Genomic DNA, 23,836 nt, shown 5'->3' with positions numbered 1-23,836 from the left:
AGGATAATGTCCATGAAAGAGCGTTACAAGCTGTTAATCATTTTACTGATTTTTCTGGGGGCTTACTATATTCCCTGGAGCCAGCCCATCGTTCGCCGGTCCGGCCTGGAGGCCTTCCTGATGCTTCAGGAATACGCCCAGCAGCATGTCCTGACCTGCCTGATCCCGGCATTTTTCATTGCGGGAGCCATCGCCGTCTTCGTTTCCCAGGCTGCGGTGCTGAAGTACTTCGGTTCAACAGCCAACAAGATTCTTTCCTACTCCGTGGCTTCGGTTTCCGGGACGGTGCTCGCCGTATGCTCCTGTACGGTTCTGCCGCTGTTTGCCGGAATTTATACCCGGGGCGCCGGCATCGGTCCCGCAACGGCGTTTCTCTATTCCGGTCCGGCCATCAATGTCCTGGCAATTGTGTTGACGGCCAGAGTTCTCGGCTGGCAGCTCGGATTGGCCCGGGCGATCGGTGCGGTAGCCTTCGCCGTTATAACGGGGCTATTGATGGCCCTGATCTTTCGCCGGGATGACGCCAATCGGACGGCGGGAAACATTTATGTTCCCGATGCGGAAGACCGTTCCCGCACCATCACGCAGGATGCCCTGTACCTGCTCACCATGGTTCTGATCCTGGTCTTTGCCGCCTTCGCCCGTCCGGCGCCCGGCGTTACGGGAATCTGGCCCTTCCTGTACGCCGCCAAGTGGATCATCACGGCCACCCTTCTCGTTGTACTGGGCATCATGCTGAAAGCCTGGTTTTCCAGGGACGAATTGACGTACTGGGTAGAAGCCACCTGGGGATTCATGAAACAGATTTTCCCCCTTCTGCTGGGCGGCGTTCTGGTGGCGGGTTTTCTTCTGGGCCGCCCCGGTTACCCCGCATTGATTCCAGAGCATTACATCCAGACCCTGGTAGGCGGCAATTCCCTCTGGGCCAATCTCTTTGCCGCCATCGTCGGCGCCTTCATGTATTTCGCAACGCTGACGGAAGTTCCCATTCTTCAAGGGCTGATCGGTTCGGGCATGGGACAGGGACCGGCCCTTTCCCTTCTGCTGGCCGGCCCGGCACTGTCCCTTCCCAACATGATCGTCATTGCCCGTGTCATGGGGGTGAAAAAGACGGCCGTTTTCTGCGTCATCATCATCGTGCTTTCCACACTGGCAGGGCTGGGTTACGGATGGCTTGTTTCCTGATGAGAAGAATCCGTTTCATCAGGCGGTATAGATAAAAACTTAGCGGAGGTTAGTACTGATGAAAATCAAAGTGTTAGGACCTGGATGCGCCCGTTGCCATCAAACGGAACAGCTGGTGCGGGAAGCCGTTGCCGAAGCCGGCGTGGATGCGGACATTGAAAAGGTAACCGATGTCATGGCCATCGCTCAATACGGCGTTCTCGGGACGCCTGCGGTGGTGATCGACGAGAAGGTCAAGTCCGTGGGAAAAATTCCGAAAAAAGAAGATGTGTTAGCATGGCTGAAGGAATGACCTCACCAGGAGAAGACCTCGTGGAAAAGGAGCGGAAAAAGAGGATCCTCTTCGTGTGCACCCACAACTCCTCCCGATCGCAGATGGCCGAAGGGCTCCTCCGCGCTTTGCGGGGGGATCGCTACGAGGCCTTCAGCGCCGGCACCGAGCCCACGGGAGTTCACCCTGGGGCCATCGAGACGATGGCGGAAATCGGAATCGACATCCGAAATCACGCGTCCAAGGGGCTCTCTTCTTTCGGGGATGAGGCCTTCGACGAGGTGGTGACCGTCTGCGGACATGCGCAGGAGACCTGTCCCATTGTCCCAGGCCCCCACAGGAAGCACCACCAGGGTTTTGAAGACCCGGCAGCGGCAACAGGGACCGAAGCCGATGTCCTTGCTGCATTCCGGCGGGTCAGGAACGAGATTCGGGACTGGATTCTCAGAACCTATTGAAACCGGTGTCATCCACCGGGCGTTAGAACTTGGAGTGTCGACAAAGGTATCGCGAAGATCAAGAAACAATATTCACTTTTCAGGGAAAGGAGGGCAATCATGGAGGATATAATCAGGATTTATGGAACGGAAACGTGCCCCTAATGCAAGCAGGCCCGTGCGGCCTATGGGGAGAGGGCCGTATTTATCAACGTCGATAGCGATCCGGCAAAGCTTGACGAGATGCTTGCCTATTCCGGCGGAAAACGTACCGTGCCCGTCATTGTGGAAGGAAACAAGGTGAAGGTCGGTTTTCTGGGGGACACGGGTGGCGCTCCGCTTTTCGGGGGTGGCTGAGCCCTATAGCAAGTTCTCTCGGGGAGAGAACCACACGAAACCATTTAATGATGGTGGATAAAGTCATGCTCGAAGTTACACAAAAAGCAGCTGAGATGATTTCGGATTTGGTGTTTTTTTCAAACTTCCAGTAGTACGAAAAGGGGCGAATCATCATGTCTCAAAAATGGAGATCATAATCGTGATAAAAAAAGCAGCAATAACGTTTTTGATACTCACAACCTTTATTCTGTTCGCTTGCACTTCGGATGCCGGCAGCGAAAAGGCACTTAAGAATGTGCCTGTCAAGGGCATGGTGACCATGGTGGATCTGGGTGCGACCCGGTGCATTCCCTGCAAGATGATGGCGCCCATCCTGGACAAAATGAAGAAACACTATACAGGGAAGGCGGCCATTGTTTTTCTGGATGTATGGGTTGATCCGAGGCCAGCGGAATATTTTCGCATCCGAACCATTCCCACACAGATTTTTTTCAATAATAAAGGTGAAGAGGTATTTCGTCACGAAGGCTTCATGAGCGAGGAAGCAATTATCACGATGCTTGCACAGCTGGGCGTTAAATAACGGGGGTGTGATCATGGAAATGTTTTTCTTGACGGTCAATGAGTGGTTGACTGCGTCATCCCTGCTGGCTGCCGTGGCGAGTTTCCTCTGGGGGATGATCAGCGTGCTGTTCAGTCCCTGTCACCTCGCCTCCATCCCTCTGATGGTCGCCTATGTGGCCGGCCAGCGCGAAACCCTCGCGCCCCGCCAGGCAGGACTTTATGCGATTCTCTTCACCGGCGGCCTGTTTTTGTCAATCGCTGCCGTTGGGAGCATCTGTGCCGGTCTGGGCCGCATGCTGGGCGATGTGGGACCTTACTGGCAGATCATCGTCGGCGTCATTCTGATCTGGGTGGCTCTGGGAATGTTCGGGGTCCAGGCCTGTTCCGTCTCCGGGAATGGCCTGCTGCAGCATTTGAACCTGGAGGGACGGAGCGGGTCATTTTTTCTTGGTCTCGCTTACGGACTGCTTTCCGGTTCCTGCACCTTCGGCTTCATCGCACCGATTCTCGCCATCATCACGATCCAGAAACAGATCGTCATGGGCCTTACGCTCATCATCCTGTTCGCCGTCGGCCACTGTCTTCCCATTGCTGTTGCCGGCACCTCCACGGCCCTGGTCGGGCGGTTGCTGGAAAGTTCCACCTGGAATTGGGCAGGCGGTTGGTTCCGGAAAAGTGCTGGTATCGTCATCATCATTCTTGGAATCTATTTTATTGGGAATCCTCTCTGGCAGCTGTTTTCGTGATGTTGAAAATTGAGGTCAGTTGCAGACATAAATGATCTCGTAATGAAAACTAAATAATTGATACTATTCAGTATTTTTGCAAAAACTACAAGTGAAAAGTTATCCATCCCATTCCACCCCATTTATGAAACGGAGGCAGGCGATGTCTTTTAAAAATGTGGCGGATGCCGACAAAAAGCTTCGGGAGGTCGGGTATATTTCTTCACAGGAAATCGCCACGGTGGTTTTCCTGGCTGGAGCGACACAGAAGCCGGTCCTCGTGGAAGGACCGGCGGGCGTGGGCAAAACGGAACTGGCCAAGGCCGTGGCAAAGGCGCTGAGGCGGGATTTGATCCGACTCCAGTGCTATGAAGGGCTCGACGAGAGCAAGGCCCTCTATGACTGGGAATATTCCAAACAGCTCCTCTACACCCAGATGCTGAAAGAAAAGATCCAGGATATCATCGCCGACGCCCGGACGCTTCCGGAGGCTATGGACCGGATCGCCGCGCAGGAGGATGCGTTTTTTTCCGATCGGTTCGTTCATCCCCGCCCCCTTCTTCAGGCCATCACCTCGGAAGAGCCTGTTGTGCTTCTCATTGATGAGATCGACAAGTCCGATCCGGAGTTCGAGGCCTTTCTCCTGGAGCTGCTCAGCGATTTTCAGGTGACCATCCCCGAGATCGGGACGAAAAGCGCCCGGAACATTCCCTTCGTGTTTCTCACGTCCAATAATTTCCGTGAATTGAGCGACACCCTCAGGCGCCGTTGTCTGTACCTGCACATCGATTACCCGGACAAGGAAAGGGAGATGGGAATCCTCGGGGTGAAATTCCCCGACATCGATCGGGCTTTCGCCGAAAAGGTCGTCGAGGCCGTCCGGACGATCCGGGGACTGGATCTGAAAAAAAAGCCCTGTGTTTCAGAAACCGTAGACTGGACGCGGGCTCTCATCGCCCTGCAGATGTTTGAAATCAAGCCGGAAGTGATCGGGGATACCCTGAATGTCCTGTGCAAGGGCGAGGCGGATGCACAGAAGGTCCGGAATCATTTCTCCCGTCCGCAGCAAGACGGTTCAAGCTCAGCCTGAAGGGGGTAGGCCATGCTTCAAGCGCTCCTGCAGTTTGCCGCCCTGTGCCGTGCGGGAGGATTGAGGGTCTCCACGTCGGAAGTCATTAACGCCGTCCGGTGCCTGGAGCTGATCGACTTCACCCCCGAAGAGCCTTTTTGTGTGGCTCTGCGGACCAACTTCGTCAAGGAGGCAAAGGACCGGGAACTTTTTGACAGAATTTATGACCTTTATTTCCACACCCTGCAAATCGGCGCGGACGACATGCGCTCCCGCGCGCTGTCCAACCGTCTGATCGATCTGGTGGACACCTTCAGCCAGGAAGCCCGGAGATCTGGTTCCGCCCTGGAGTTCCTCGATTTTCTGGCAGGCAATCGGGCCGCGTTCCTCCAGGAACTTCAGAAAATCCTGGATCTTGAGGCGGATGCCCCGGAACTTTCCTTTTCCGACATCCTATCCGCCATCCAGAAGAAGGTTCTCCACGGAAGGGCCGATCATCTTCTGACGGAAAGCGATCTCGCGGGCGCCGACATCGAGAAGCGGAGCTTTGATGATCTCCTGCTGGAACGCTTGGGCATGGCCGGTCAAATGGAGTCCGAAGTCCCGCCCGGCCAGAAGCTGCCGGGGGCGGAAGCCGACCACGCCCCCGGGCGGGCCAGAAATCTCGAGGAAGTCCCCTTTTTCCAACTCACTCGAGAAGAGGCCAGGGAGGTTCATTCGGCCATCGAACGTCTCGCCCATAAGCTGCGGGACCTAGTTTCCAGGCAGTATCGCAGAAAACGCAGTGGAATCGTCGATATCAAGCAGACACTCCGCCGAGCCACCCGTTACGAGGGCATCCCCCTGGAGCTCTTCTTCCGCCGGCGACAAAAGCGAAAAGCAAAGATCGTAGCGCTCTGCGACGTTTCCTACTCCGTTTGGAAGGCTGTTCCCTTCATGCTCAACATCCTCTATTCCATCCAGGATTGTCTGAGCCGGGTCCGGAGCTTCGTGTTCATTGCCCGCGTAACGGACGTGAGCGAAACGATGAAAGACCACGCCATCATGGATGCCATCGACCGAATCATGACCAGGTTCAAACTGGAGCTGCCGGGTTACGTGGTCTATGGCAATGGCGAGACGCGCAGCCATATCGACGAGGATCTGGAGATCTCCGATTACGGAATGGCCTTTTCCCAGTTCCAGGAAGAATTTCTGGACATTCTCGACAAGAAGACCACCGTGATCATTCTGGGCGACGGTCGAACGAATTTTCTTGATCCAAAGGCACAGATTCTGGATATAATTCGGGACCATTGCCGCCGCGTCATCTGGCTTAATCCGGAACCTGAAGGGCTCTGGGGCGTCGGCGATAGCGCCATTGAAATTTACCGCCCCTTCTGCGACGACGTCCGCTCCTGCCAGAATCTCAATGAATTGCGGACTTTCATCACCAGCCTTGTTCTTTGATCCAACAGGAACTTAGTCGGCAGAAATTGAAAAGACGCCCTGAATTATGAAGGAAGATCCCAGAGACGACACCATTGACACAACGGCGGACATCTGAAAAGATGATGCCATAGCGGCTGGCCCCGGAACGACCGATAGCGCAGGGAGGGCATTTATGGAAAAGAAAATGAGGATTTACGGAACGGAAACCTGACCCTATTGCCGGCAGGCCCGTGAGGCGTACGGCGAGAGGGCCGTTTTCATCAATGTCGACGGCAACCCGGAGAAACTGGAGGAGATGCTTGCCTCTTCCGACGGCAGACGGACCGTGCCGGTCATCGTGGATGGGGAAAACGTGATTGTCGGTTTTCTGGGGAGGTCACGCATGACGTTAGGCATTCCGCTTTTCGCCGTTGGCTGATCCGTCTGACAGGCCTCTCGGGAAGAGAGCCGCGTGAACCTATTTTAATTTCAAGGAGGGAAAAGCCATGATCGAAGTTTCGAAAAAAGCAGGGGACATGATCAAGGATTTTATGACGAACCGGCACGGGCCCACCACGGTCCGGATTCTTTTGCAGAGCTGTTGAGGCCCCGCCTCTCTGGCCATGGCTCTGGATGAGCCTCAGGAAAACGATACGGTTTTTACGCAACAGGGAATCACCTTTGCAATCGACAAAGACCTCCTGGAAAGGGCCAAACCCATCCAGCTCGATTTTGTAGAAGCCTGCGGACAGGCCGGATTTCAATTCACTTCCAGCCTGCCGGAGGAGAGCTGCGAGGGGGGTTGCTGTTCGTGAGGAGACTAGGCGCTTCGCAAACCGGACGAAGCAGGACCTTCGAAACGACAGGCAAGGCTGGGGAAATCCCTGCACGGCGGATTCCCCCGGCCTTGGCCGCAGCGGCATCAAATCGCCTGTGCAGCTCTCGGAATACCTTGTTTTTTTGATTGATTCGGCTCCACCCTTATCCGGACACATCACGCAGGCCGATATGCTCTCCTTATGAACGTCCGGGCCACGACAAACGGGGTGCATAATCCCGATCATGTTGTCATCTTCATGCCGAGTCAGGGTCCTCCACCTGAATGACAGGTTCCGGCGAGCTGCTTTTTTTTCAGCGGATTGCACGTATCATCAGGAAAACTATCCCATGAGAGTATTGCTCATTTCCGCCAATTCCGAAACGCTCTACATGACGACCCTTCCCCTGGGCCTCAATTGCGTTGCCGTTGCCGCAAGAAATGCCGGACACGACGTGCATCTGCTCGATCTCATGGGCAACGGAAACAGCGCGTCAATCATCCGGGACGCAATACGGAAGCATCAACCCCATGTCATCGGAATCTCGGTGAGGAACATCGACAACCAGAACATGGCCGACACGAGATTTCTGCTGGAACCTGTGCGCGACACCATCGCCTTGTGCCGTTCCTTCTCCGGCGCCGTGATTGTCGCGGGGGGTGCGGGGTTCAGCATCTTCCCGGAAGCGGCGCTCCGCTACCTGAAGGCGGACATGGGGATCTGCGGCGAGGGGGAAGTGGCTTTTCCGGCTCTTCTCCAGGCGCTGGAGCTGAAGAAAAATCCGTCGGGCATCGCCAGCCTCTGCCTCCCCGGCTCGAAAGTGCAAGGGGAACGCACCGAGGGAGGGGCGCTTGGGGCGCTCCCTCTCCCCGACCCTTCGCTCTGGACCGTGCCGGATGACGTCCGGGCGGAAATCTGGGTTCCCCTCCAGACCAGGCGTGGATGCCCAATGCGGTGCAGCTATTGCTCCACTCCAGCCCTCGAGGGAACCCGGATCAGGACACGTCCTGCTGATGCGGTTGTACAGTCGCTTTCCGACCATGTGGCCGCCGGCTTTAAAAATTTCTACTTTGTCGACAACACCTTCAATCTGCCGCCGAAGTATGCGAAGGATCTCTGCGGAGCGATTGCTTCCGCCGGTCTGGCAATCCATTGGCAATGCATCCTCTATCCAGGTTTTGTGGACGAAGAGCTGGTGCGGAAGATGGCGGCGGCCGGCTGTCTTGAGGTAAGCCTCGGCTTCGAAAGCGGCTTCCCTGCCATTTTGAAGAATCTCAACAAGAGGTACAACGTGGATCAGGTTCGGGCCGCTTCCGAGCTGCTCCGGAAGCACGGCATCCGTAGAATGGGCTTCCTCCTGTTCGGCGGACCCGGAGAAACCAGAGAATCGGTCCGGAAAAGCATGGATTTCGCCGATTCCCTGGAGCTCGATGCACTGGTTCTGACAAAGGGAATCCGGATCTATCCGGGAACGGCGCTGGAAAAGGTCGCCCGCAGCGAAGGCCATATCGCCGGAGGGGATGACCTGCTCATCCCGCGGTTTTATCTGGCCAGGGGCCTCGATGACTGGCTTGATCCGATGATCGGGGAGTGGGCCGCCGACCGCCCCTACTGCATGACATGACGGGGCGCCGCGAACGAAGCTCCCGAAGCGAGCCCTTAGAAGTGAAATCGGCACAGGGGCTGAAGAGAAACACTGTGACGTCAACACAGATCCTGATGAAAACCGCTAGGGGATGCATCCTGGGAAGCATCATCGCCGTTCTCCTGGGATGCGACATTCAGAAAAACATGCTCTATTACCCCGGGTCATACACCATCGCTGACATCCGGCGGTACACTGCGGAGAACGACCTGCTTCTGTGGCCCGGGCCAGACGGAGGGTATCAGGGCATCGTCAGCCGGAAAGGCCCGGCGAATTTCAAGGGCACGATCGTCATCTTTCACGGCAACGGCGGTCCCGCCATATTCCGGACCTACTATCTGGCCGCACTGGAAGCGCGGGGCTACCGCGTCGTACTGGCCGAATATCCGGGCTACGGCGGCCGTTCCGGCGAGTTGAGCGAACAGAGTTTTGTCGCCGACGCCCGGCGGGCAGCGCTTCGCGCCAAAGGGGAATTCGGCGGTCCCTTGTACCTCTGGGGAGAATCTCTGGGCTGCGGCGTGGCATCCGCCCTGGCTGCGGATAAGGAGCTGCGCCCGCAGGGCGTCGTCCTGCTTACCCCGTGGGATTCGCTGCTGGGAATAGCAAAAGCCCAGTTCCCGTGGCTCCCCGTCAAGCTCTTTCTCAGCGATCGCTATGATAATGTGGCGAACCTGGATGCTTATGGAGGCCCAGTCGCCGTCATCCTGTCCGGACGGGACGAAATCATCCCCAACAAATTGACGATGAGGCTGTATCATGCCCTTTCTCCTCCCAAGCGCATGTGGACTTTTGAAAACGCAGGGCACAATGACTGGCCGAGCCATCCCGAACTGGACTGGTGGGACGAGGTCATGGACTTTCTGAATACCGGGGGCGAAAGGTCAGGACCGTGAAGACAGGTGTCATCCCTGCCTACTGCCCGTTCAATGGAGCGCCCCACGATAGCCCTCATAGAGAAGGTTACACCGTCCCATTAGAATGATAACATGTCGACAAAGGGAATCATGTTGGAGAACACTGACGAGAGGTGACGTTATGGAAAGAAAAGGGATTGTGACATTTGCCGGAAACCCGTTGACTTTGGTGGGCAACGAGGTAAAAGTTGGTGACAGGGCACCGGAATTCACGGCCCTGGACAAGGATCTGACCGAGGTTAAGCTTTCCGATTTTGCAGGAAAGGTCAAAGTCATCAGTGTGACACCCTCCCTCGATACGCCTGTATGCGACCTCCAGGCCCGGAAGTTCAATGAGGAGGCCGGCACCCTGGGAGACGGGGTATCCGTCATCAATATCAGCATGGACCTCCCCTTTGCAATCGCTCGATTTTGCACCAGCGCCGGGATCGAGAAAATCAGGACCCTCTCGGATCATCGGGACGCATCCTTCGGCCATGCCTACGGCGTGCTTATCAAGGAATTGAGGCTCCTGGCACGTTCAATTTTTGTCATCGATCCGTCGGATGTGATCCGCTACATGGAGGTCGTATCCGAAATTGCTGATCAGCCGGACTACGGAAAGGCCCTTGCTGAGGCGGGAAAACTTTGAGGACATCGGGAAACGCGATATGAACCCGGCTGAAGACTGGCTTCAAACAACAGGGGTTGTAAACGGATGAGCGGGCCATGGATTCCCTCTGGATGTCCGCCATCGGCGAAAATGGATCCGGCGTGGTGGTTCATATTCGCAGCGCACAAGATCCTGGTGCTGGAAGAAGGCAGGTCCGTGTCCGTTCCCCTGATCGCCGATCCGGCATCGCTTGGCCTTTCGTCGATCCGGGAGAAGCACCTGGGAACGTTGGCGGGGGTTGACTGCTACTTCGCCGAGGTCTCAGAGCATGCTGCTCTCCCGTCGAAATCGGGGTTTTACGGATTGCGTGAACTCCATGGATTTCTTAGCGAGCCCTTGTTTGCCGTTGCCATGAAGGCCCTGCATCTGCTGGAGTGGGAGGAAACGGCCCGATACTGCGGTTGCTGCGGCAGCAAGATGTCCCCCGCGAAGGATGCAAACGCCCGCCAATGCCCCGGCTGCGGGATGGTGGTTTTCCCTCGTATCTCACCGGCCGTGATTATGCTGGTGGAAAAGGGCGGCCAGGTACTTCTGGCCCGCGGCACAAGATTCAAGGCGGACATGTACAGCGTTCTTGCCGGCTTCGTGGAGCCGGGTGAAACCCTTGAAAATGCCGTTCACCGTGAAATCGAGGAAGAGGTGGGCATCAAGGTTCGGGATGTCCGTTATTTCGGCAGCCAGCCCTGGCCTTTTCCCGATTCCCTGATGATCGGCTTTACCGCGAAATATGCCGGCGGCGAACTTAGAATCGACCGAACGGAAATTGCCGATGCCGGCTGGTTTCACCCGGACAATTTGCCGAACATCCCCGGAAAGATCAGCATCGCCCGCCGGTTGATCGACTGGTTCGTCGAAACGAGTCGGCAGAAAAACGCACCGACTGGACCTTAGGGGACTGGTGATGAAACGTAAGACCCTGATGGCTTTTTGTTTGGCCCTTGCCTGCCTGGCGTTTTTTGAACCGATGCCGGCCATGGCATCGCTGCCCGTTCCGGTTGAACCGGTTACGGGTTGCGTCAAGAATGCAAATATGCTCATCCGGGACCCGGAGCAGTATCGCCATGAGCGGCCTCTCCGGATCAACCCCTGCAGCAATATCCCTTTCGATTTCTCAGGCTGTGACGGGAAACTGATCCGGGCCACGGGAGGAATCGATCTCTACAACGGAACCTTTGTGTGCCCGACGGATATGGAAATCATCGGGGACTGCCCTTCAGCAGATGAGACGGCTCTGCAAAATAAAGCCACGCACCCCGGGATGCTCACCGAAGCAGAGGCAGAAAAGATCGTCTGGGATCTTCCCGAGGTGAAAGCCTTTGCGACCCGGCTGAATGGAACGGAGGTACATCCCTTTACCATGATCACCGGCAAGCCTGACGCAAAGGCAAAACCGGGAGAACCGGCCGCCGCCTATGAGGTGTACGTGGGGGAAGACCAGGGAACACACACCGTCCGCGTTATGACGTTCCTTGTCGATGCCTTCGACGGAAAGGTCTCCTTTTACGACGCGGTAACGGACCGGGTGATCCCCATCGAAGAATACAGAAGACAGGTGAAACAATGAACGCATCCGGCCATATCCTTTCCCTGAGATCGGCAATTCCCATGAAAGCAGAATCCCTTGTTGAGCCTGGGGTTCCGAAGCGGGGCCTCTTTACAGAGATCCGCAGAAGCCGTCTTTTTTTTCTGCTGGTGGTGCTGGCAACGGCTGCTTCCATCGCCTTGATGGCCGGAACCTCCATGGCGGAGGATTCCGCCGCCGAAACCGTCGCCTTTGTCCGCCAGGGCAACATCTGGATCGCCAAGGTGGACGGTACCGGTCAGCGCCGGCTGACGGATATCGGGGACTGCGGCGGGCCGGCCCTTTCAGCCGACGCCAGGCAGGTGGCCTTTTTCTGCCGCACCGAGAAGGACCTCTACCCCGATACGGGCTTCGGGCAGATCTACCTGATTGAAGCCGCGGACGGAAAGCCGCGCAGAATGAAGTTCGACGGGATTCTCGCGGCAGAGCATCCGGGATTTTCTCCTGATGGAAAGAGCCTGGTCTTCGTGGGCCTCTCGGAAGTCCGGAACGAAGGGGAGAAGGATGAAACCCGGGTCTACGCCACCATGTCGGTCAGCATCGCCGACCTCAAGACGGGAAGCACCCTGAACGTGCTACGCCATCCAGGGACGATGCTCGATGCGGGATACATCTACAGCAACCCGTCCTTTTCGCCGGACGGGCGGCTGATCCTCTGGCAGGAAAGCGGAAGCGACGTCTCGGGCGGTTTTGCCCTGGCGGATCTGAAGGGGAAGACCCTGTTCCGGTTCCCTCCCGAAGCCGAGGACTCGACACCCCACTGGAACCCGAGCCTCGCCCCCGACGGGCAGACGGTTCTCTGCTATTCTCCTGCAACATCGGAAGGCTCGGACGACACAATCCACCTGGTTGACCGGAAAACGGGAAGGCTGGTCCATGTAACGACCGGGGCCAGCCCTGCTTTTGTCCGCAGCGGCACGGCGATCGTTTTTGAACGCTGGGTCAACCGCTGGAGCGAAAAGGCTTCCTCCAATCTCTGGATCCTGGAGCTGAAGCCGGGAGCCATTCCGAAACAGATCATCGCCGACGCCTCCGAACCCGCAGGGGCGGCGCTGAAGCCTGGAAACTCGACGGGCCCTATCGAAGTCCTGTCGTCACGGAAAGCATCCCAAAAGGGTTCGAATCGTTGAAGGTAACAATGGGAACCCGCCCTGCCTGCCCGCCGGCACCCTGCCAGCGGGCGCTGGCCAAAATCGTTCCTCCACGCCCCGCCTTGAAGGTGACTCCCCCTTCATTTCCAAGCCGGACGTTGACGTTCCTTTCTTCCCCCGGCTTCAGCCGGTTGGACGGAGAGAAGGATTCCCCCTCCGTAAAGATATGAACGTTTTCCCGGGATGCGTTTTTATACTCCGCTGTCACGGAAGAGGCAGACGCCATCCCGGAAACCGGCGGCGTGGCCCTCAGGCTGCCGACGGCTGAAGACCCCGCAGGATACCCGTCAACGCGGGTGAATCCCCTGCCACCGGACTGGCTGTTGTGCGCCCAGGTCGAGGGTTCGGAATCGACAACCGTGTACGAACCCGCCGGAACGGTGATATTGGGATAGCAGATCCAGCTGGCATTTTTGACGCCGCCCTGGCCATCCATTCCCTCTGTCTGCCAGGGGCCGTACAGAACGCCGGCGGAACTGCGAAGGGCTATCGTGCCGGGACGCGATCCCCTGGCGTTGTTCCAGTGGTAATTCTGAATAAGGGTGATGACATGCGGGGTCGAAACGGTTATGACCGTCGGTTTCGTGGGGTTGTTGTAAACGCCGCCGATATTACCGCTGTCAAAAATCACCTTTGCCTTCGAGCTGTTCACAGGCGTCGTCTTAATGGGCGACGGCGCTGTTTTCTGCACCGGCGGTTTATTCGCCGCCGACTGCAGTTGCGCTATGTGGCTGTTCAAGGCCGGGTCGGGCCAGTAGTTCAGGCTGTCGCGGTACTTTGAGATCGCCTCTGCCAGTCTCCGCTGCTGCTGAAGGGAAGCACCCTCAGCCCGCAGGCGCTTGGCCTGCGCCTTGCGCCCCTCCAGATCCGCCACGTAGGCGGAGCGGGTCGGATCGGACCAGGCCTTCACGCTTTCCCTGAATTTCAAAAGGGCCTCTTCCGGCCTTGCGGCGTTCAGGGACGCCGTCGCTTCTTTCCAGAGCCGGTCGGCAAGGGTTTTCTGTTCCGCCTGCTTCGATAATTCGCGCTCCAGAAGGGCCACATGATCGGAAAGGGCCTTGTCCGGCACAAGGGCGAGGCTCTGCTTGTACCTGGCAACCGCTTCCGGATAACGCTTCGAGCTCTGGAGCTGCTCGCCTTCCGCGCGCAGCTGCCTGGCGCGGGCGGCATTCGCCTTGGCGTCGGCCTGCTTTTTCATCTCCGCTTCAATCTGCCGGATATACTCATCCAGTTTCGGATCGGGCTGGCAGCGCAGGCTCTCGCGGTATTTGCCCACGGCTTCCGAATACTGCTTCCTGGCGGCGAAGGCATCCCCCTGCCGGCGCAGTTCCAGGCATGCCTGTTTCGCGGCGGCCTGCCTGTTCAGCGTGTCCACGAGCTTTTGAACATAAGCCTCCCGTTCCCGGTTGCCCGGTGCGCAGGCGATGTTCTCCCTGAACTTCGCAGCCGCCTCCGCATGCTTCCCTGCATCGTACAGTGCCGTTCCCTCAACCCATTTCGCCTCGCATTTCCGTGCGGCCTCCTGCTGCTGCGCCCTTGTCCGCTGGAGTTCTGCGAGCTTCCACTTCAGTTTGTTCCAGTGAATCTCCATGTCGCCGTTTCGCGGACGGATCTTCAGGGCCTCTTCCGATGCGCCGATCCCTTTCTTGATCGTCTCTTCATCCAGGGGCTTGTCCGTCATGGCAAGACCGGCGGCATAAGCATAAAGCTCCTTGAACCGCTTGTCCTTGGCCGAGGCGTCCTCGAGAAGCTTATAATACTTGGCATAGTCGGGATCGGAGATGTCGCCGTTTTCATTGATCGCCTTCAGCCCTTCCGCATACTGCCTGGCGGCGGGTTCGAAATCATTGGCCTGGTAATAGCGGTCTCCGTTGGCGAAAAACGTCTTTGCATATTCCTTGGCATTGCGGCCCTTCTGCCCCTTTTCCATGGCCGCAGCGAGGTCCTCAAGCTGCCCGCGCCGCGGATCGCCCTGTTTGAAGCGCCCGGCTCGGCTTTTCAGTTCCTTCGCCACCGCGCCCAGGCCGTTGGCGTCAGCCGGGCTTCCCTTTGCAAAATTCGCCTTTGCATTTTCGTAATACTGCATCGCTTCGCGCCGCTCGGCCAACCTGGCATTGACCATCTGCAGCGACGAAGTGTACTGCTTTACATCGGCCGGAGAAAGCTCCTGGGTCATCACCTGCTTCAGGTGCGTTTCCGCCTGCTCCCATTCCTGCTCCTTGAACAGGCGCGTCCACTCTGCAAAGCTCTGCTTCGAGAACTCGGTGTACCAGGCAAGCCCCTTGTTCAGATCGTCATTGACCCGCCTCCAGACGGGGTTTTCCGTCGACTGGCCGGCCGCCAGGGGACGCAGGATGTCCTGCAGCTCCAGCATGGCTTTGTGAGCGGACCAGACCTTCTTCTGCCCGATGTAGCCGTCGAACTCCCTGGCCTTCGCCTCGATCCGGGGCCACTGCGCCGCATAGGCCTTCGCATCGCTCAGCTTCTTCTTCGCGTCGGCGTCCGCAGGGTTCAGCTTGACGGCCTGCTCCAGCCGCTTGATTGCGGTCGTGTAATCGGCCTTGTGCAGGGCGTCCCAGCCGTTCTTCTTGGCTGCGCCCCCCAGTTCGGCCAGCACGGGTGCGGCAAGGGCGGCGTCCATTTTTGCAGCCTCCTCGGCAAGGGCGACCGCCTCATCAAGTTTTCCCTGGTTGGCAAGCTGCCTGGCCTGGGAAAGCTTCTGTGTTTGCTGATTCTTCGCCTTCGCGATCTCCTCCTGCTTCTTTTTCAGAAGATCCCCGGCTTCAAGAACCGGCTTGTACTTTCCGTGGAGTTTAGCCGCTTCGTCGAGTTCCTTTTTCGCTTCGGAAATTTTACTCGACTCGATGAACTTCCTGCACGACTCCACATGGGTCAGGACCTTCTGCTTTTCCGCCGTCCAATTCCGGACCAGGGTGGCCGCCTCCGTATTTTTCGGATTCAGAGCCGCCGCCTCCCCGGCCAGCACAATCCCCTCATCTAGGCTCCCCTGAGCGACGAGCCCCTTTGCCTTCACAAGTTTTTCCACAGCCTGCCTGGCCTTGTCCGACCCCTCCAGGGCTTCTTTAGAGATGGAGATGTTCACCGATTGGGCCGCGTCACCAAGCTTCACCCCCTCGGCGTCAGTAACCTCCAGTTTCACGGTATAACTGCCGGTGTTGCTGCAATTGATGCGGATTTCGCTGCCGCTGCCCGGCATGCCGCAGCTCCCCGCCGGGTCGACCGACCAGCGGTAGCGGGGAGATTCCGGCTGGGGGGTAATGGTCGCCTTCAGGAAGATATCGCGAAACACGGTAAATTCATTTGGTTTAACCGTCACCATTCCGCATTTCTGGGCCTGACCGAGCTGCGTATCGCATTTCCAGATCTGCGGTGGCGATTCCAGGTACCGCGGTTCGCTGATGGAGACATTATAGGCCTGGGCGGTGATCGTCACTTCCTTGGTGCCGACCTCATCTCCGCCGTCCTTGGTTTTGGCGTGAACCGTCACGTTAACCGGCTTGCCGTCCTTGGGTTTGAAGGACGCCTTGTCTCCGGTGCCGCTCCAGTATCCCGGAATGTCCCACCAGAAGCCGATCATGTCCTCGCCCATGGCCGGTTGGGACTGGACCTGAAGTTTGACTTCCTGCCCGATGCTCGGCTTTTCCGGAGTCACCGTCACCGTCAGTTCGGGATTGACGACGGAAATGGGAATCTGTTCCGATTCGCCGACGGTGACCTTGCCGCCCTCCATTTCCCTCTGCACCGTCACCCAGACGGGGGTTGTTCCCGACTTTCTGAAGGTGGCCGTATTCCGTGCCTGGGACCCTCCTGAGGTCTCGTAGCTCGGATTCTTCGGGTCGCCGAAGATGGCGTCGGGATTTCTTTCCCAGAGATAGAAGAGCGTCGATCCCGTATAGGGCTTGTCGCCCGAGAAGACCTCGGCAAGAAATGTCGCCTTTCCGCCCACGGGAACGCTGTCTTCCTTGGGGCTCTCTTTGGTGAGTTTCACTGTCAAGGTGTTGCACTGGATGGTCACGGAATCCGAGGCGCTGTCACCGTCCATGTCGGTAACCGTGACGCTTGCCGCACAGGCCTTGCATTCCCTGGTATTGACGACCTTCGCCTGCGCCTCTTTCGCATCCTGGGCGCAGCCGCTCCAGACAAAGGAGTATCCGCCGCTTCCTTCGGCAGCCTCAGCCTGAAGTGTGATGATGTCGCCGAAATCGGCGGGGTTTTTCGACGGTTTGATTTTGACCGTCAGAGGCTTTTTGTATTTCTTGTTCTCCTTCTTCCTCAGGGCATCCGCTTTTTTCGGATCGTAGGTATCCTTGCCGAAGGCGCCTTCCCAGCACCCCTTGGCACAGTCACTCGGTCCGCCGAAGAAATGGCGCCTTGTGCAGCCGAAGGCCCCGGCGCCGCCGAAGCAGGGACCGCTGCTGTCGCATTCCGGAACGGACTTTCCCTGCGGATCATACCAGACGCCGATGTGGCCCGCCCATCCGCTTGAACAGCGGCACAGGCAATTGAAATACAGGTTCTTTTTTTCTTCATCCGTCGGCGGAGGGGTGCAGCCCTGCTCCAGCGAAGGCTTGGACGTTTCAACGCATCCGGCCGGGCTTTTCGCAATGACGGTCCGTGTCTGCTTCTTGGTTCCCCTGTTGCACTCGCCCCATTCGGAATACTCGTAGGAGCAGGATGGCGGCGGCGCCTTTTTGCCGTCCGCTCCATCCATCCCGGAAGCCGTACCGTCACTGGTTTTACTGACGTCATCCGTTTTCGGCTCATCCTTTTTCTGAGCCCTGGCGGTCAGCATCGACCGGGATGACGTCCCAACCGTCTTTTTCCCCGCCGTGGTGTCCATCACCGCCGCGGCGGAGATGGTATAGGACCCGGGTTCCTTGGGAGAGAAGGAGAGTGAGCTGTCGCTTCCACCCACGGGATAGTTGTTGACACGCCACTCGATGCGTGATTTGGCGAGAAGATTCTGCTGGGCCCGGTCCCTTGTGGCGACCGAAACGTTGTAGGTGACCGGTTTGCCGACTTCCGTTTCCGAGGGACCCGAAACGATAAGGGTCAATGCCGCCGTTTCCTTGGGTGCGATATCCACGGATTTCTCTTTCAGAACCTTGCCGTATTTTCCTGTCGCCGGGTTCCACCAGTCGTAGAGCCGAACCGTCAGCCGCCCTCTTCCGGAAACGATGAAGGAGGCGGAATCGGCATGAATCTCTTTTTTCTTCAACCCGCCTTCAAACCGCCAATCCCAGATCACGTCCCGATGAAGCTTTCCCGCAACCACCTTCGCGGTCGCCGAAACCTCCTCGTCCTGTTCGGGTGTGGCATTGCTCAGCAGGAGATCGATTTGCAGCTCGCCAACCAGGCAGGCCTGAAGGGCTCGGTAGGCCTTTCCTCCCTCTCCTTTCGCGATTTCGAACTCCTTCTGTGCTCCCACCAGGCGCACCTCGAAATCGCGTGCCGTGCTCTTGTAAAGGGCGGCCTCTCCGGAGGCAAGCCCGTAGGGAAGAGAAAAGACGAAGGTCATGAAGGCGTCCTGCATGGCGGCATTTTCCATGGCGGCCCGCATCGAAAAGTCCGGTGCCCGGGCCGCACGGTCGCGGGCTTCGGCATACCGCCGCTGAGCCGCCTCATAAGAGCTTCCCCATGTCGATGTCCCCCCCGCCAGGTGATCGTAGTATTCGATCAGGTTCTCGATGAAGGCCACCTTGTAGCGCAGCGGCGCCAGGAGATCGAAAACCGTTTTGTGACATTCATTGTTCCTGTCGTAGCGGGTTTCCGAATAATTCATGTCCTTCAGGAAAAGTTCGATCTGCTCGATAATCCCCTTTCTACCGGCTTCCATCATGGCGAGCATCTTGGAAATGCGCCCCTTGTCGAACTCCGGATAACCGGTAAGGTACCAGTTGGAGGGAACATAGGGCGATGACGCTTCGCTGAGCAGGTCCGTCACACGGCGGAGCTTTCCCGCCATTTCTCCATAGCTCTTCACATAATGCTCATAGATGCGCATTTTGGAAAGCGGCAGACTCTCCTGCTCCCAGACATTCTTGATGACGCGGGAGTAGGCCTCCACCGAGGCGTCGGCATTGCTCACCAGGCTGGACGTTCTCAGCTCCTCTTCGAGCCTTTTCAGCTCGTCGCGCAGGCGCGTCACTTCGGCATCGTAGTCTTTCGCGGCGCGCAGTTCGTCCTCCGCCCATTTCTTCAGATGGGAAAGGGTCTGATTCAGGGCGGCGGTCCGGACCCGGTTGTAGGAGGCGAAGAGGATCTTGCTTCCCTTGCCGCCCCGGGCCTCGATCTTGATCTTCACCAGGAACTCGTCGTCCCATTCCTTGTCGTTGAAGTCCGGATAGACGCTTTTCAGTGCGTCGCGCAGCGCCTTGACGGACGGATACTGCGGCATGATGTTCTTTTCGGCGTAGTCGCGGATGGAGTCATTGATGGTCACGTCTCCGAATTTCGCGGAGGAGTACGCGACGTTCCCCTTATCGGTGAGAAGCCATTCATAGGTAATGGGGTGGCGCAGCCCCTGGCGGTCGAAGAGCCCCTGCAGTTCCCTGGGCTTCGAATTCGTCCAGAGTCCCGATTCCACCCAGGCCTGGATGAGGTTTTGGGCCTGGCGAGCCTCGTAGGCCGCCGTCGCAACCGGTTTGGTCGCCATCAGAATGCCGGTCACCACCGCCGGCAGCTGCCCGCCGGGGACACAACCCATGATGCCGATGGTCACCCAGAGGCCCGCATCCAGGGCCTTTGACGCGTCGCCTTCATAGTATGCCTGACCGCCCGATATCAGCCCCTGGGCAAAATCACCCACAATGGGAAGGGAGGTGACCCAGGCGTTTTCCAGGGCCAGGGCCTCATCCTCCGGGCTCATCGCTGGACCGTTCAGGATATCGTAGGATTGATAGAGCGCAGCGGCCACACCCACGACCGCGTCGAAGGCGCCGACGCTGATCGACGGATCTCCCAATTTCGTATAGGCCGGATTGAACATCAGATCCCGCACCTTGGACTGCAGCTGGCGCAGCGTCCCTCCCCCCTTTGCGATGCGCGGCTGCGCCTTGGCGCAGAATCCCTTCATTTTCGCCATCTGCTCTTCGGGGCTGAGACCGGCCCGGATCTTGTTCTGGACGGCGATTTCCTCTGAACGCCAGCCGATCTTCTTCAGGTCGCTCTCAGAAGCTTCCCGCATCTCCTTCAGCAGCTTTTTCAGTTCGTCATCGGGCGACTGGAGAATCGCGGCAGGCTGAGAGCGGCGCCAGTCTTCCATCAGCCGCTCCAGGTCAAGAGTCTCGTCCAGGCTGACCATGCTCCCGGCGTTCAGGGCGATCAGTTCCTTTTTCACCCGGTTCACCTGCCCCCGCAACGCTTCCGAAAGCTCTCCACCCGCCTCGAGTGCCTCCAGGTCGGCCTTGTTCACCCGCCCCATCTTCGCGAGCATCTTGAGAATCCGGCCGGTGAGTTCGCCACCCTCATCCATCAGCCCCAGGTTCTTCAGGACAAAGCGCAGTGCGGCCTTGCCGGCATCGGTATCGCCGAATTTCGTCTTCAGTTTTTCCAGCAGCTGCTCCTGCAGGGCCTTGCCGTTGGGCGCGGTCTTCAGCTTGTTGAGTCCGGCCACGATCTCGTTGAGGTCCATGCTGCCCTTGGCCTCGCGCATGATTTTCTCGATATCGTCCAAGGAGCGGGCCGAGCTTGAACCCAGTTCGGCGACGATCCGTCCCATGTCCTTCATCATCTGGGACTCGGTCCAGCGGAAAAGCATATTGCTGATGCCGCGGTTGAAGTCATCCACATTGCCCATGCCCAGTTCGGCCAGGATCTGATTGGCGCGCGAGGGGTTGTTGCTCACCGCCTTGGCCGCCGCCAGGACCTTCAATTCCTCTTCGGTAAGATCCTGGATGGCGTTGAGCCCCATGTCCTTCCAGACGCGCATGGCGTATTTGGCGTTGTCCGAAGGGCCGCCGTGCATATGGGCAAAGAAGAGGGAATAGTCCGAGGCGATCTTGGTGAATTTGACCTGCCCGCCCCCCAGGCCTCCGAAGCCGATCCGCTCGACGATTTCGTCGGGCAGGGCCTGGATACCTCCCTGCCGGAGCGTCCACTGGCCGTTGGCATCCTGGGCAAAGACGCGGGTCCTGCCGGGATCGTCCAGGTAGGTCTTCCGGAACCACTCCTGCCCCGTCGCGCCGCCATAGTAGTCGGGATTGGAGGCCGCAGCGAAATGCGCCTTGACGTTGTTGGTCATGGCATTACGGATTTCGTCGCGGAACATGCGGACGACGTCATCCTTCGAGTCTCCCCGTGACAGGGCATCCTTTGCCTTCTTGTAGGCGTCGTGGAGGTTGCGGTAGCCGTAATTGGGCAACTCCGTCGTGCAGACGGCCAGGGTGCCCGCGGAGAGCTTTTTCGGAACTTCCCCCGGATACTTGCTGAGAATGGGATCATTCCCGGCGTTTCTGAGAATCCTGCCCGTCACCGTGTCAAAACTCGACTCGATGGCGGATGCCGCGTTGTCGCCGTTCTTGCCGAGATAGAGGATGTCGGCGTCCCGTCCCGGTTTCCAGCTTCCCGTTGCCGCGAAAACCGATTCGGCTTCGCCCAGCGACCGGGCCGCCATCTGGGCGGACTCTCCGGCAACATTCACACGGATCTGCTGCACGCGGCTCTGCAGGGCCTCTGGCAGGCGGCTCATGTTCTGTTCGTACCACTTCAGATCCCGGGTCATGAGCAGCAGGGCCGAATCCGTCGGTTTATCTCCCTTGAGGATCGACATGAGAATATGCTCGCCAAGGTCATCAGCCCGGCTTATGGAAGCCGCGCCCAATAACAGCAGGCTTGCAAGAGCAATCCAGACTGACAAAAGAATGTTGAATCTTCCCCTTCGAGTGTTACTCATGAACGCCTCCTGAATCGATAACCCTTCTGTTTTCTTCGATACGGCGGACTGCCGCCGCCTTTGACCGTTGCGAAAAAAAGCCCCCCTCCGTCGAGCACGGGGGAGGGCCGTTTTTATCCTGATGACTCATCCATGATTATTTGACGATGAACACTTTATGAGCTTCCAGTATCTTCTTGAACTCCGGATGTTTGCGCAGGTTATTGAGGTCCGGATCCTTGCGCAGGGATTCATAGTCGCTGAATCCGTTTGCAAGAGCCGCATCCAGTTCATCCAGTCCGAAGTCCACATCCCCCTTCAGCGAATAGAGGCACGCCAGATTGTAGCGGATGGAAGGGCTGTCCGATTTGAGTTCCTTGGCTTTTTTCAGATCTTCCAGGGCCTTGTTGAATTTATGCTGCTGCATATAGGCGACGCCGCGGTTTGAGTAGGCATCGGCATAGTCCGGAGCCTTTTCTATGGCCAGAGAAAATTCCTTCAAGGCGTTCCCTATGTTTTCGTCAAAAAGGGCTTTGTTCTGTGCGTTCTTCGCCGTTGAAACATAACTCAGCCCCTGCTTGATGTGGCTCTTCACCTCAATGGACGCATCCGCAGACGCTGCGGGGGCCTGCTGTTCCACCGGAGCAGGCTGCGGAGCCGCTGGAGCGGCCGGGGCGGGAGCGGGTGCTTCCTGTTTCGGCATTTCGGCTTTTTCCTTGCCATCCTGGGCCTTTTCACATCCGGTTAGAGAAAGCGATGCGCAAAACAGGGCCGCTGCCGCGAAAATCATCGTGCTGTAATGAAACTTGCTGAGCATAAAAAATATCCTCCTTCGAAATGGTTAAATTGATTAACGCCGTCTCTGCCCGAGCGGCATGTTCCATTCGCTCTGTGACGCAACAACCTGTGGATTCTGGTCGATATCGCCTCCCTTTTCCTGCTTGACCCGCTGTGTGACACGAGGCTTTGCGTAGTAAAAGGCGTTCTGCACCGCTCCGTTGTTCCTGTTGAGCCCATCGAGAAAATAATAGGTAAAGATGCTGTTGTTCAACTGATCCGACTCCCAGGACTGTTCACCGGCCCCGCTGGCGCCGATAAGGACCTTGCCCCATCCGTCCTGGCCGCCCATGGATTTCGATCCTCCCGATGCCTTCCTTTTCGGACCTTCATCGTCAAGAACGATATCCTTGGCGCCGAGCAGTCGCCTTCCGTATTGGGGTGAAAGGCCATAGCCCTCATGATCGTCGGCACCCAGCGATTTGCCGCCTGGGGGAAGAAAGCCCGGCACCTTGCTGTAGGCGCCGTTGCTGTAGCAGGCGTCCAGAATCATCACCAGCCGCTTGGCCTGCAGATTGTCGATAAAGTCCCGCAGGATTCCTTCACTGATGGACGTGTGCCACACTCTCTCCCTGGGCTTGATTTCGGTATCGTAGGTGACGATGAACACACCGCCGAATTTTTCCGGCGGCGTACCGTGGCTGCTCATATAAACCGTGACGAGATCATCGGGGCCGGCCATCCTCTTGATGCGATCGAGGGCCGCCGCGATATTCTTTCTTGTGGCATTCGCATTCGTCAGGAAGGTCACGTTCGAGGGGGGGAATCCTCCCCGGTTCGGATCGACAAGAAACCGGTAAAAGGTGTTCGCGTCATGTACGGCAAAATGCAGTTTCGGGATGTTGCTCATGAACTCCCCGACACCGACGACCAGGGCGTAGCGGTTGCGGACGGGCCCCGGAGGAGCGTCACCCCTGACCGCGGGCTTCAGGACATTGGCCCGGGAAAAGAGGTTGCTGAGTCTTCGCTCCCATTCCTTTACCTTGATATGTTCCGGCGTCACCGGTGAAACCCACCGGATGCCGACGACGGTCTGAGCGATGGAGAAGGCACGGTCCACCTGTATCTCATCTTCATAGGAACCCTTCAGCTGCACCCGCCCAAAGGGGTCAAGTTCAACGAATCCGCCACTGATGCCGCCACGGAGAAGCAGTTCATTGATCTGGTCGATGTGGGAGCTTAAAACCGGTGTATCCGCGGAACGCGCCGGAATGGTCACCATGAGCGCGACGACCAGGCACAGCAGAAAGGAAGCGGTCAAACGCGCCTTCGAAGGGTGATGCGTGCTCCCCGCCCGGCTCCGACTGCAGGGGGCGGTTTTCATGTTGCACAAAATGCTCATAA

General features: G+C 57.8%; 18 protein-coding genes and 1 pseudogene. 16 read left to right on the top strand and 3 right to left on the bottom strand.

The annotated features are described in order from the left end of the window. Window positions 1-12 precede the first annotated feature (12 nt). From ACJ77P_RS01230 to ACJ77P_RS01155, 16 genes and pseudogenes are all read left to right on the top strand, one after another. Complete coding sequence (locus ACJ77P_RS01230; protein WP_408998813.1) at window positions 13-1,185, top strand: permease; 1,173 nt, start codon at window positions 13-15, stop codon at window positions 1,183-1,185. A gap of 58 nt (window positions 1,186-1,243) precedes the next feature. Continuing rightward, a complete protein-coding gene (locus tag ACJ77P_RS01225) occupies window positions 1,244-1,477 on the top strand; it encodes a thioredoxin family protein (protein ID WP_408998812.1) in 234 nt (77 codons plus the stop codon). After that, on the top strand, window positions 1,462-1,914 hold the full coding sequence (locus ACJ77P_RS01220; RefSeq protein ID WP_408998811.1) for an arsenate reductase ArsC: 453 nt from the start codon (window positions 1,462-1,464) through the stop codon (window positions 1,912-1,914). The genes ACJ77P_RS01225 and ACJ77P_RS01220 overlap by 16 nt, the downstream gene beginning before the upstream one ends. Before the next feature lie 99 nt (window positions 1,915-2,013). Further along, window positions 2,014-2,250: pseudogene (gene uxx1, locus ACJ77P_RS01215) on the top strand (UXX-star selenoprotein family 1). Window positions 2,251-2,431: 181 nt separating this feature from the next. Beyond that, window positions 2,432-2,815 carry a thioredoxin family protein gene (locus tag ACJ77P_RS01210; protein WP_408998810.1) on the top strand — a complete coding sequence of 128 codons (384 nt, stop codon included), beginning with the start codon at window positions 2,432-2,434 and terminating at the stop codon, window positions 2,813-2,815. Window positions 2,816-2,828: 13 nt separating this feature from the next. Then, on the top strand, window positions 2,829-3,542 hold the full coding sequence (locus ACJ77P_RS01205; RefSeq protein WP_408998809.1) for a cytochrome c biogenesis CcdA family protein: 714 nt from the start codon (window positions 2,829-2,831) through the stop codon (window positions 3,540-3,542). Between the two features lie 142 nt (window positions 3,543-3,684). Beyond that, on the top strand, window positions 3,685-4,611 hold the full coding sequence (locus ACJ77P_RS01200; protein WP_408998808.1) for an AAA family ATPase: 927 nt from the start codon (window positions 3,685-3,687) through the stop codon (window positions 4,609-4,611). Between the two features lie 12 nt (window positions 4,612-4,623). Next, entirely contained in the window at window positions 4,624-6,039 is a 1,416-nt protein-coding gene (locus ACJ77P_RS01195; protein ID WP_408998807.1) for a vWA domain-containing protein, read from the top strand. Window positions 6,040-6,193: 154 nt separating this feature from the next. Beyond that, the gene (gene uxx1, locus ACJ77P_RS01190; protein ID WP_367360501.1) at window positions 6,194-6,439 is read left to right on the top strand and encodes a UXX-star selenoprotein family 1; all 246 of its coding nucleotides are present in this window, start codon (window positions 6,194-6,196) and stop codon (window positions 6,437-6,439) included. 184 nt (window positions 6,440-6,623) lie between these two features. Beyond that, window positions 6,624-6,815, top strand: coding sequence for a hypothetical protein (locus ACJ77P_RS01185; protein WP_408998806.1), 192 nt, complete (start codon window positions 6,624-6,626; stop codon window positions 6,813-6,815). 352 nt (window positions 6,816-7,167) lie between these two features. After that, window positions 7,168-8,442 (top strand): B12-binding domain-containing radical SAM protein, encoded by a 1,275-nt coding sequence (locus ACJ77P_RS01180; RefSeq protein WP_367360499.1) that lies wholly within the window; start codon window positions 7,168-7,170, stop codon window positions 8,440-8,442. A gap of 74 nt (window positions 8,443-8,516) precedes the next feature. Continuing rightward, window positions 8,517-9,356 carry an alpha/beta hydrolase gene (locus ACJ77P_RS01175; protein ID WP_367360498.1) on the top strand — a complete coding sequence of 280 codons (840 nt, stop codon included), beginning with the start codon at window positions 8,517-8,519 and terminating at the stop codon, window positions 9,354-9,356. 142 nt (window positions 9,357-9,498) lie between these two features. Next, window positions 9,499-10,008, top strand: coding sequence for a thiol peroxidase (tpx, locus tag ACJ77P_RS01170; protein WP_408998805.1), 510 nt, complete (start codon window positions 9,499-9,501; stop codon window positions 10,006-10,008). 66 nt (window positions 10,009-10,074) lie between these two features. Then, window positions 10,075-10,920 (top strand): NAD(+) diphosphatase, encoded by an 846-nt coding sequence (nudC, locus tag ACJ77P_RS01165; protein WP_408998804.1) that lies wholly within the window; start codon window positions 10,075-10,077, stop codon window positions 10,918-10,920. A gap of 10 nt (window positions 10,921-10,930) precedes the next feature. Continuing rightward, window positions 10,931-11,593, top strand: a complete 663-nt coding sequence (locus tag ACJ77P_RS01160) for a hypothetical protein (RefSeq protein ID WP_408998803.1) — start codon at window positions 10,931-10,933, stop codon at window positions 11,591-11,593. Next, window positions 11,590-12,741, top strand: coding sequence for a TolB family protein (locus tag ACJ77P_RS01155; RefSeq protein ID WP_408998802.1), 1,152 nt, complete (start codon window positions 11,590-11,592; stop codon window positions 12,739-12,741). The genes ACJ77P_RS01160 and ACJ77P_RS01155 overlap by 4 nt, the downstream gene beginning before the upstream one ends. Here ACJ77P_RS01155 and ACJ77P_RS01150 read toward each other — a convergent pair. The 3 genes from ACJ77P_RS01150 to ACJ77P_RS01140 form a co-directional block, all read right to left on the bottom strand. Beyond that, window positions 12,689-21,676 carry a hypothetical protein gene (locus ACJ77P_RS01150; protein ID WP_408998801.1) on the bottom strand — a complete coding sequence of 2,996 codons (8,988 nt, stop codon included), beginning with the start codon at window positions 21,674-21,676 and terminating at the stop codon, window positions 12,689-12,691. The genes ACJ77P_RS01155 and ACJ77P_RS01150 overlap by 53 nt on opposite strands. Window positions 21,677-21,812: 136 nt before the next feature. Continuing rightward, window positions 21,813-22,472 carry a TPR end-of-group domain-containing protein gene (locus ACJ77P_RS01145; protein WP_408998800.1) on the bottom strand — a complete coding sequence of 220 codons (660 nt, stop codon included), beginning with the start codon at window positions 22,470-22,472 and terminating at the stop codon, window positions 21,813-21,815. A 33-nt stretch (window positions 22,473-22,505) separates the two neighbouring features. Further along, window positions 22,506-23,834, bottom strand: coding sequence for a caspase domain-containing protein (locus ACJ77P_RS01140; protein ID WP_367360491.1), 1,329 nt, complete (start codon window positions 23,832-23,834; stop codon window positions 22,506-22,508). Window positions 23,835-23,836: the final 2 nt, after the last annotated feature.

The sequence above is a fragment of the Syntrophus buswellii genome, assembly GCF_046097065.1.
GTDB lineage: Bacteria > Desulfobacterota > Syntrophia > Syntrophales > Syntrophaceae > Syntrophus > Syntrophus buswellii.
This window is presented reverse-complemented; position numbering and strand designations above follow the sequence as displayed.

Bases quoted from the DNA above. Each gene is read 5' to 3' on its own strand.
- ACJ77P_RS01230 (WP_408998813.1), top strand. From the start codon at position 13: ATGAAAGAGCGTTACAAGCTGTTAATCATTTTACTGATTTTTCTGGGG.
- ACJ77P_RS01225 (WP_408998812.1), top strand. From the start codon at position 1,244: ATGAAAATCAAAGTGTTAGGACCTGGATGCGCCCGTTGCCATCAAACG.
- ACJ77P_RS01220 (WP_408998811.1), top strand. From the start codon at position 1,462: ATGGCTGAAGGAATGACCTCACCAGGAGAAGACCTCGTGGAAAAGGAG.
- ACJ77P_RS01205 (WP_408998809.1), top strand. From the start codon at position 2,829: ATGGAAATGTTTTTCTTGACGGTCAATGAGTGGTTGACTGCGTCATCC.
- ACJ77P_RS01200 (WP_408998808.1), top strand. From the start codon at position 3,685: ATGTCTTTTAAAAATGTGGCGGATGCCGACAAAAAGCTTCGGGAGGTC.
- ACJ77P_RS01195 (WP_408998807.1), top strand. From the start codon at position 4,624: ATGCTTCAAGCGCTCCTGCAGTTTGCCGCCCTGTGCCGTGCGGGAGGA.
- ACJ77P_RS01185 (WP_408998806.1), top strand. From the start codon at position 6,624: ATGGCTCTGGATGAGCCTCAGGAAAACGATACGGTTTTTACGCAACAG.
- ACJ77P_RS01180 (WP_367360499.1), top strand. From the start codon at position 7,168: ATGAGAGTATTGCTCATTTCCGCCAATTCCGAAACGCTCTACATGACG.
- tpx (WP_408998805.1), top strand. From the start codon at position 9,499: ATGGAAAGAAAAGGGATTGTGACATTTGCCGGAAACCCGTTGACTTTG.
- nudC (WP_408998804.1), top strand. From the start codon at position 10,075: ATGAGCGGGCCATGGATTCCCTCTGGATGTCCGCCATCGGCGAAAATG.
- ACJ77P_RS01160 (WP_408998803.1), top strand. From the start codon at position 10,931: ATGAAACGTAAGACCCTGATGGCTTTTTGTTTGGCCCTTGCCTGCCTG.
- ACJ77P_RS01155 (WP_408998802.1), top strand. From the start codon at position 11,590: ATGAACGCATCCGGCCATATCCTTTCCCTGAGATCGGCAATTCCCATG.
- ACJ77P_RS01150 (WP_408998801.1), bottom strand. From the start codon at position 21,676: ATGAGTAACACTCGAAGGGGAAGATTCAACATTCTTTTGTCAGTCTGG.
- ACJ77P_RS01145 (WP_408998800.1), bottom strand. From the start codon at position 22,472: ATGCTCAGCAAGTTTCATTACAGCACGATGATTTTCGCGGCAGCGGCC.
- ACJ77P_RS01140 (WP_367360491.1), bottom strand. From the start codon at position 23,834: ATGAGCATTTTGTGCAACATGAAAACCGCCCCCTGCAGTCGGAGCCGG.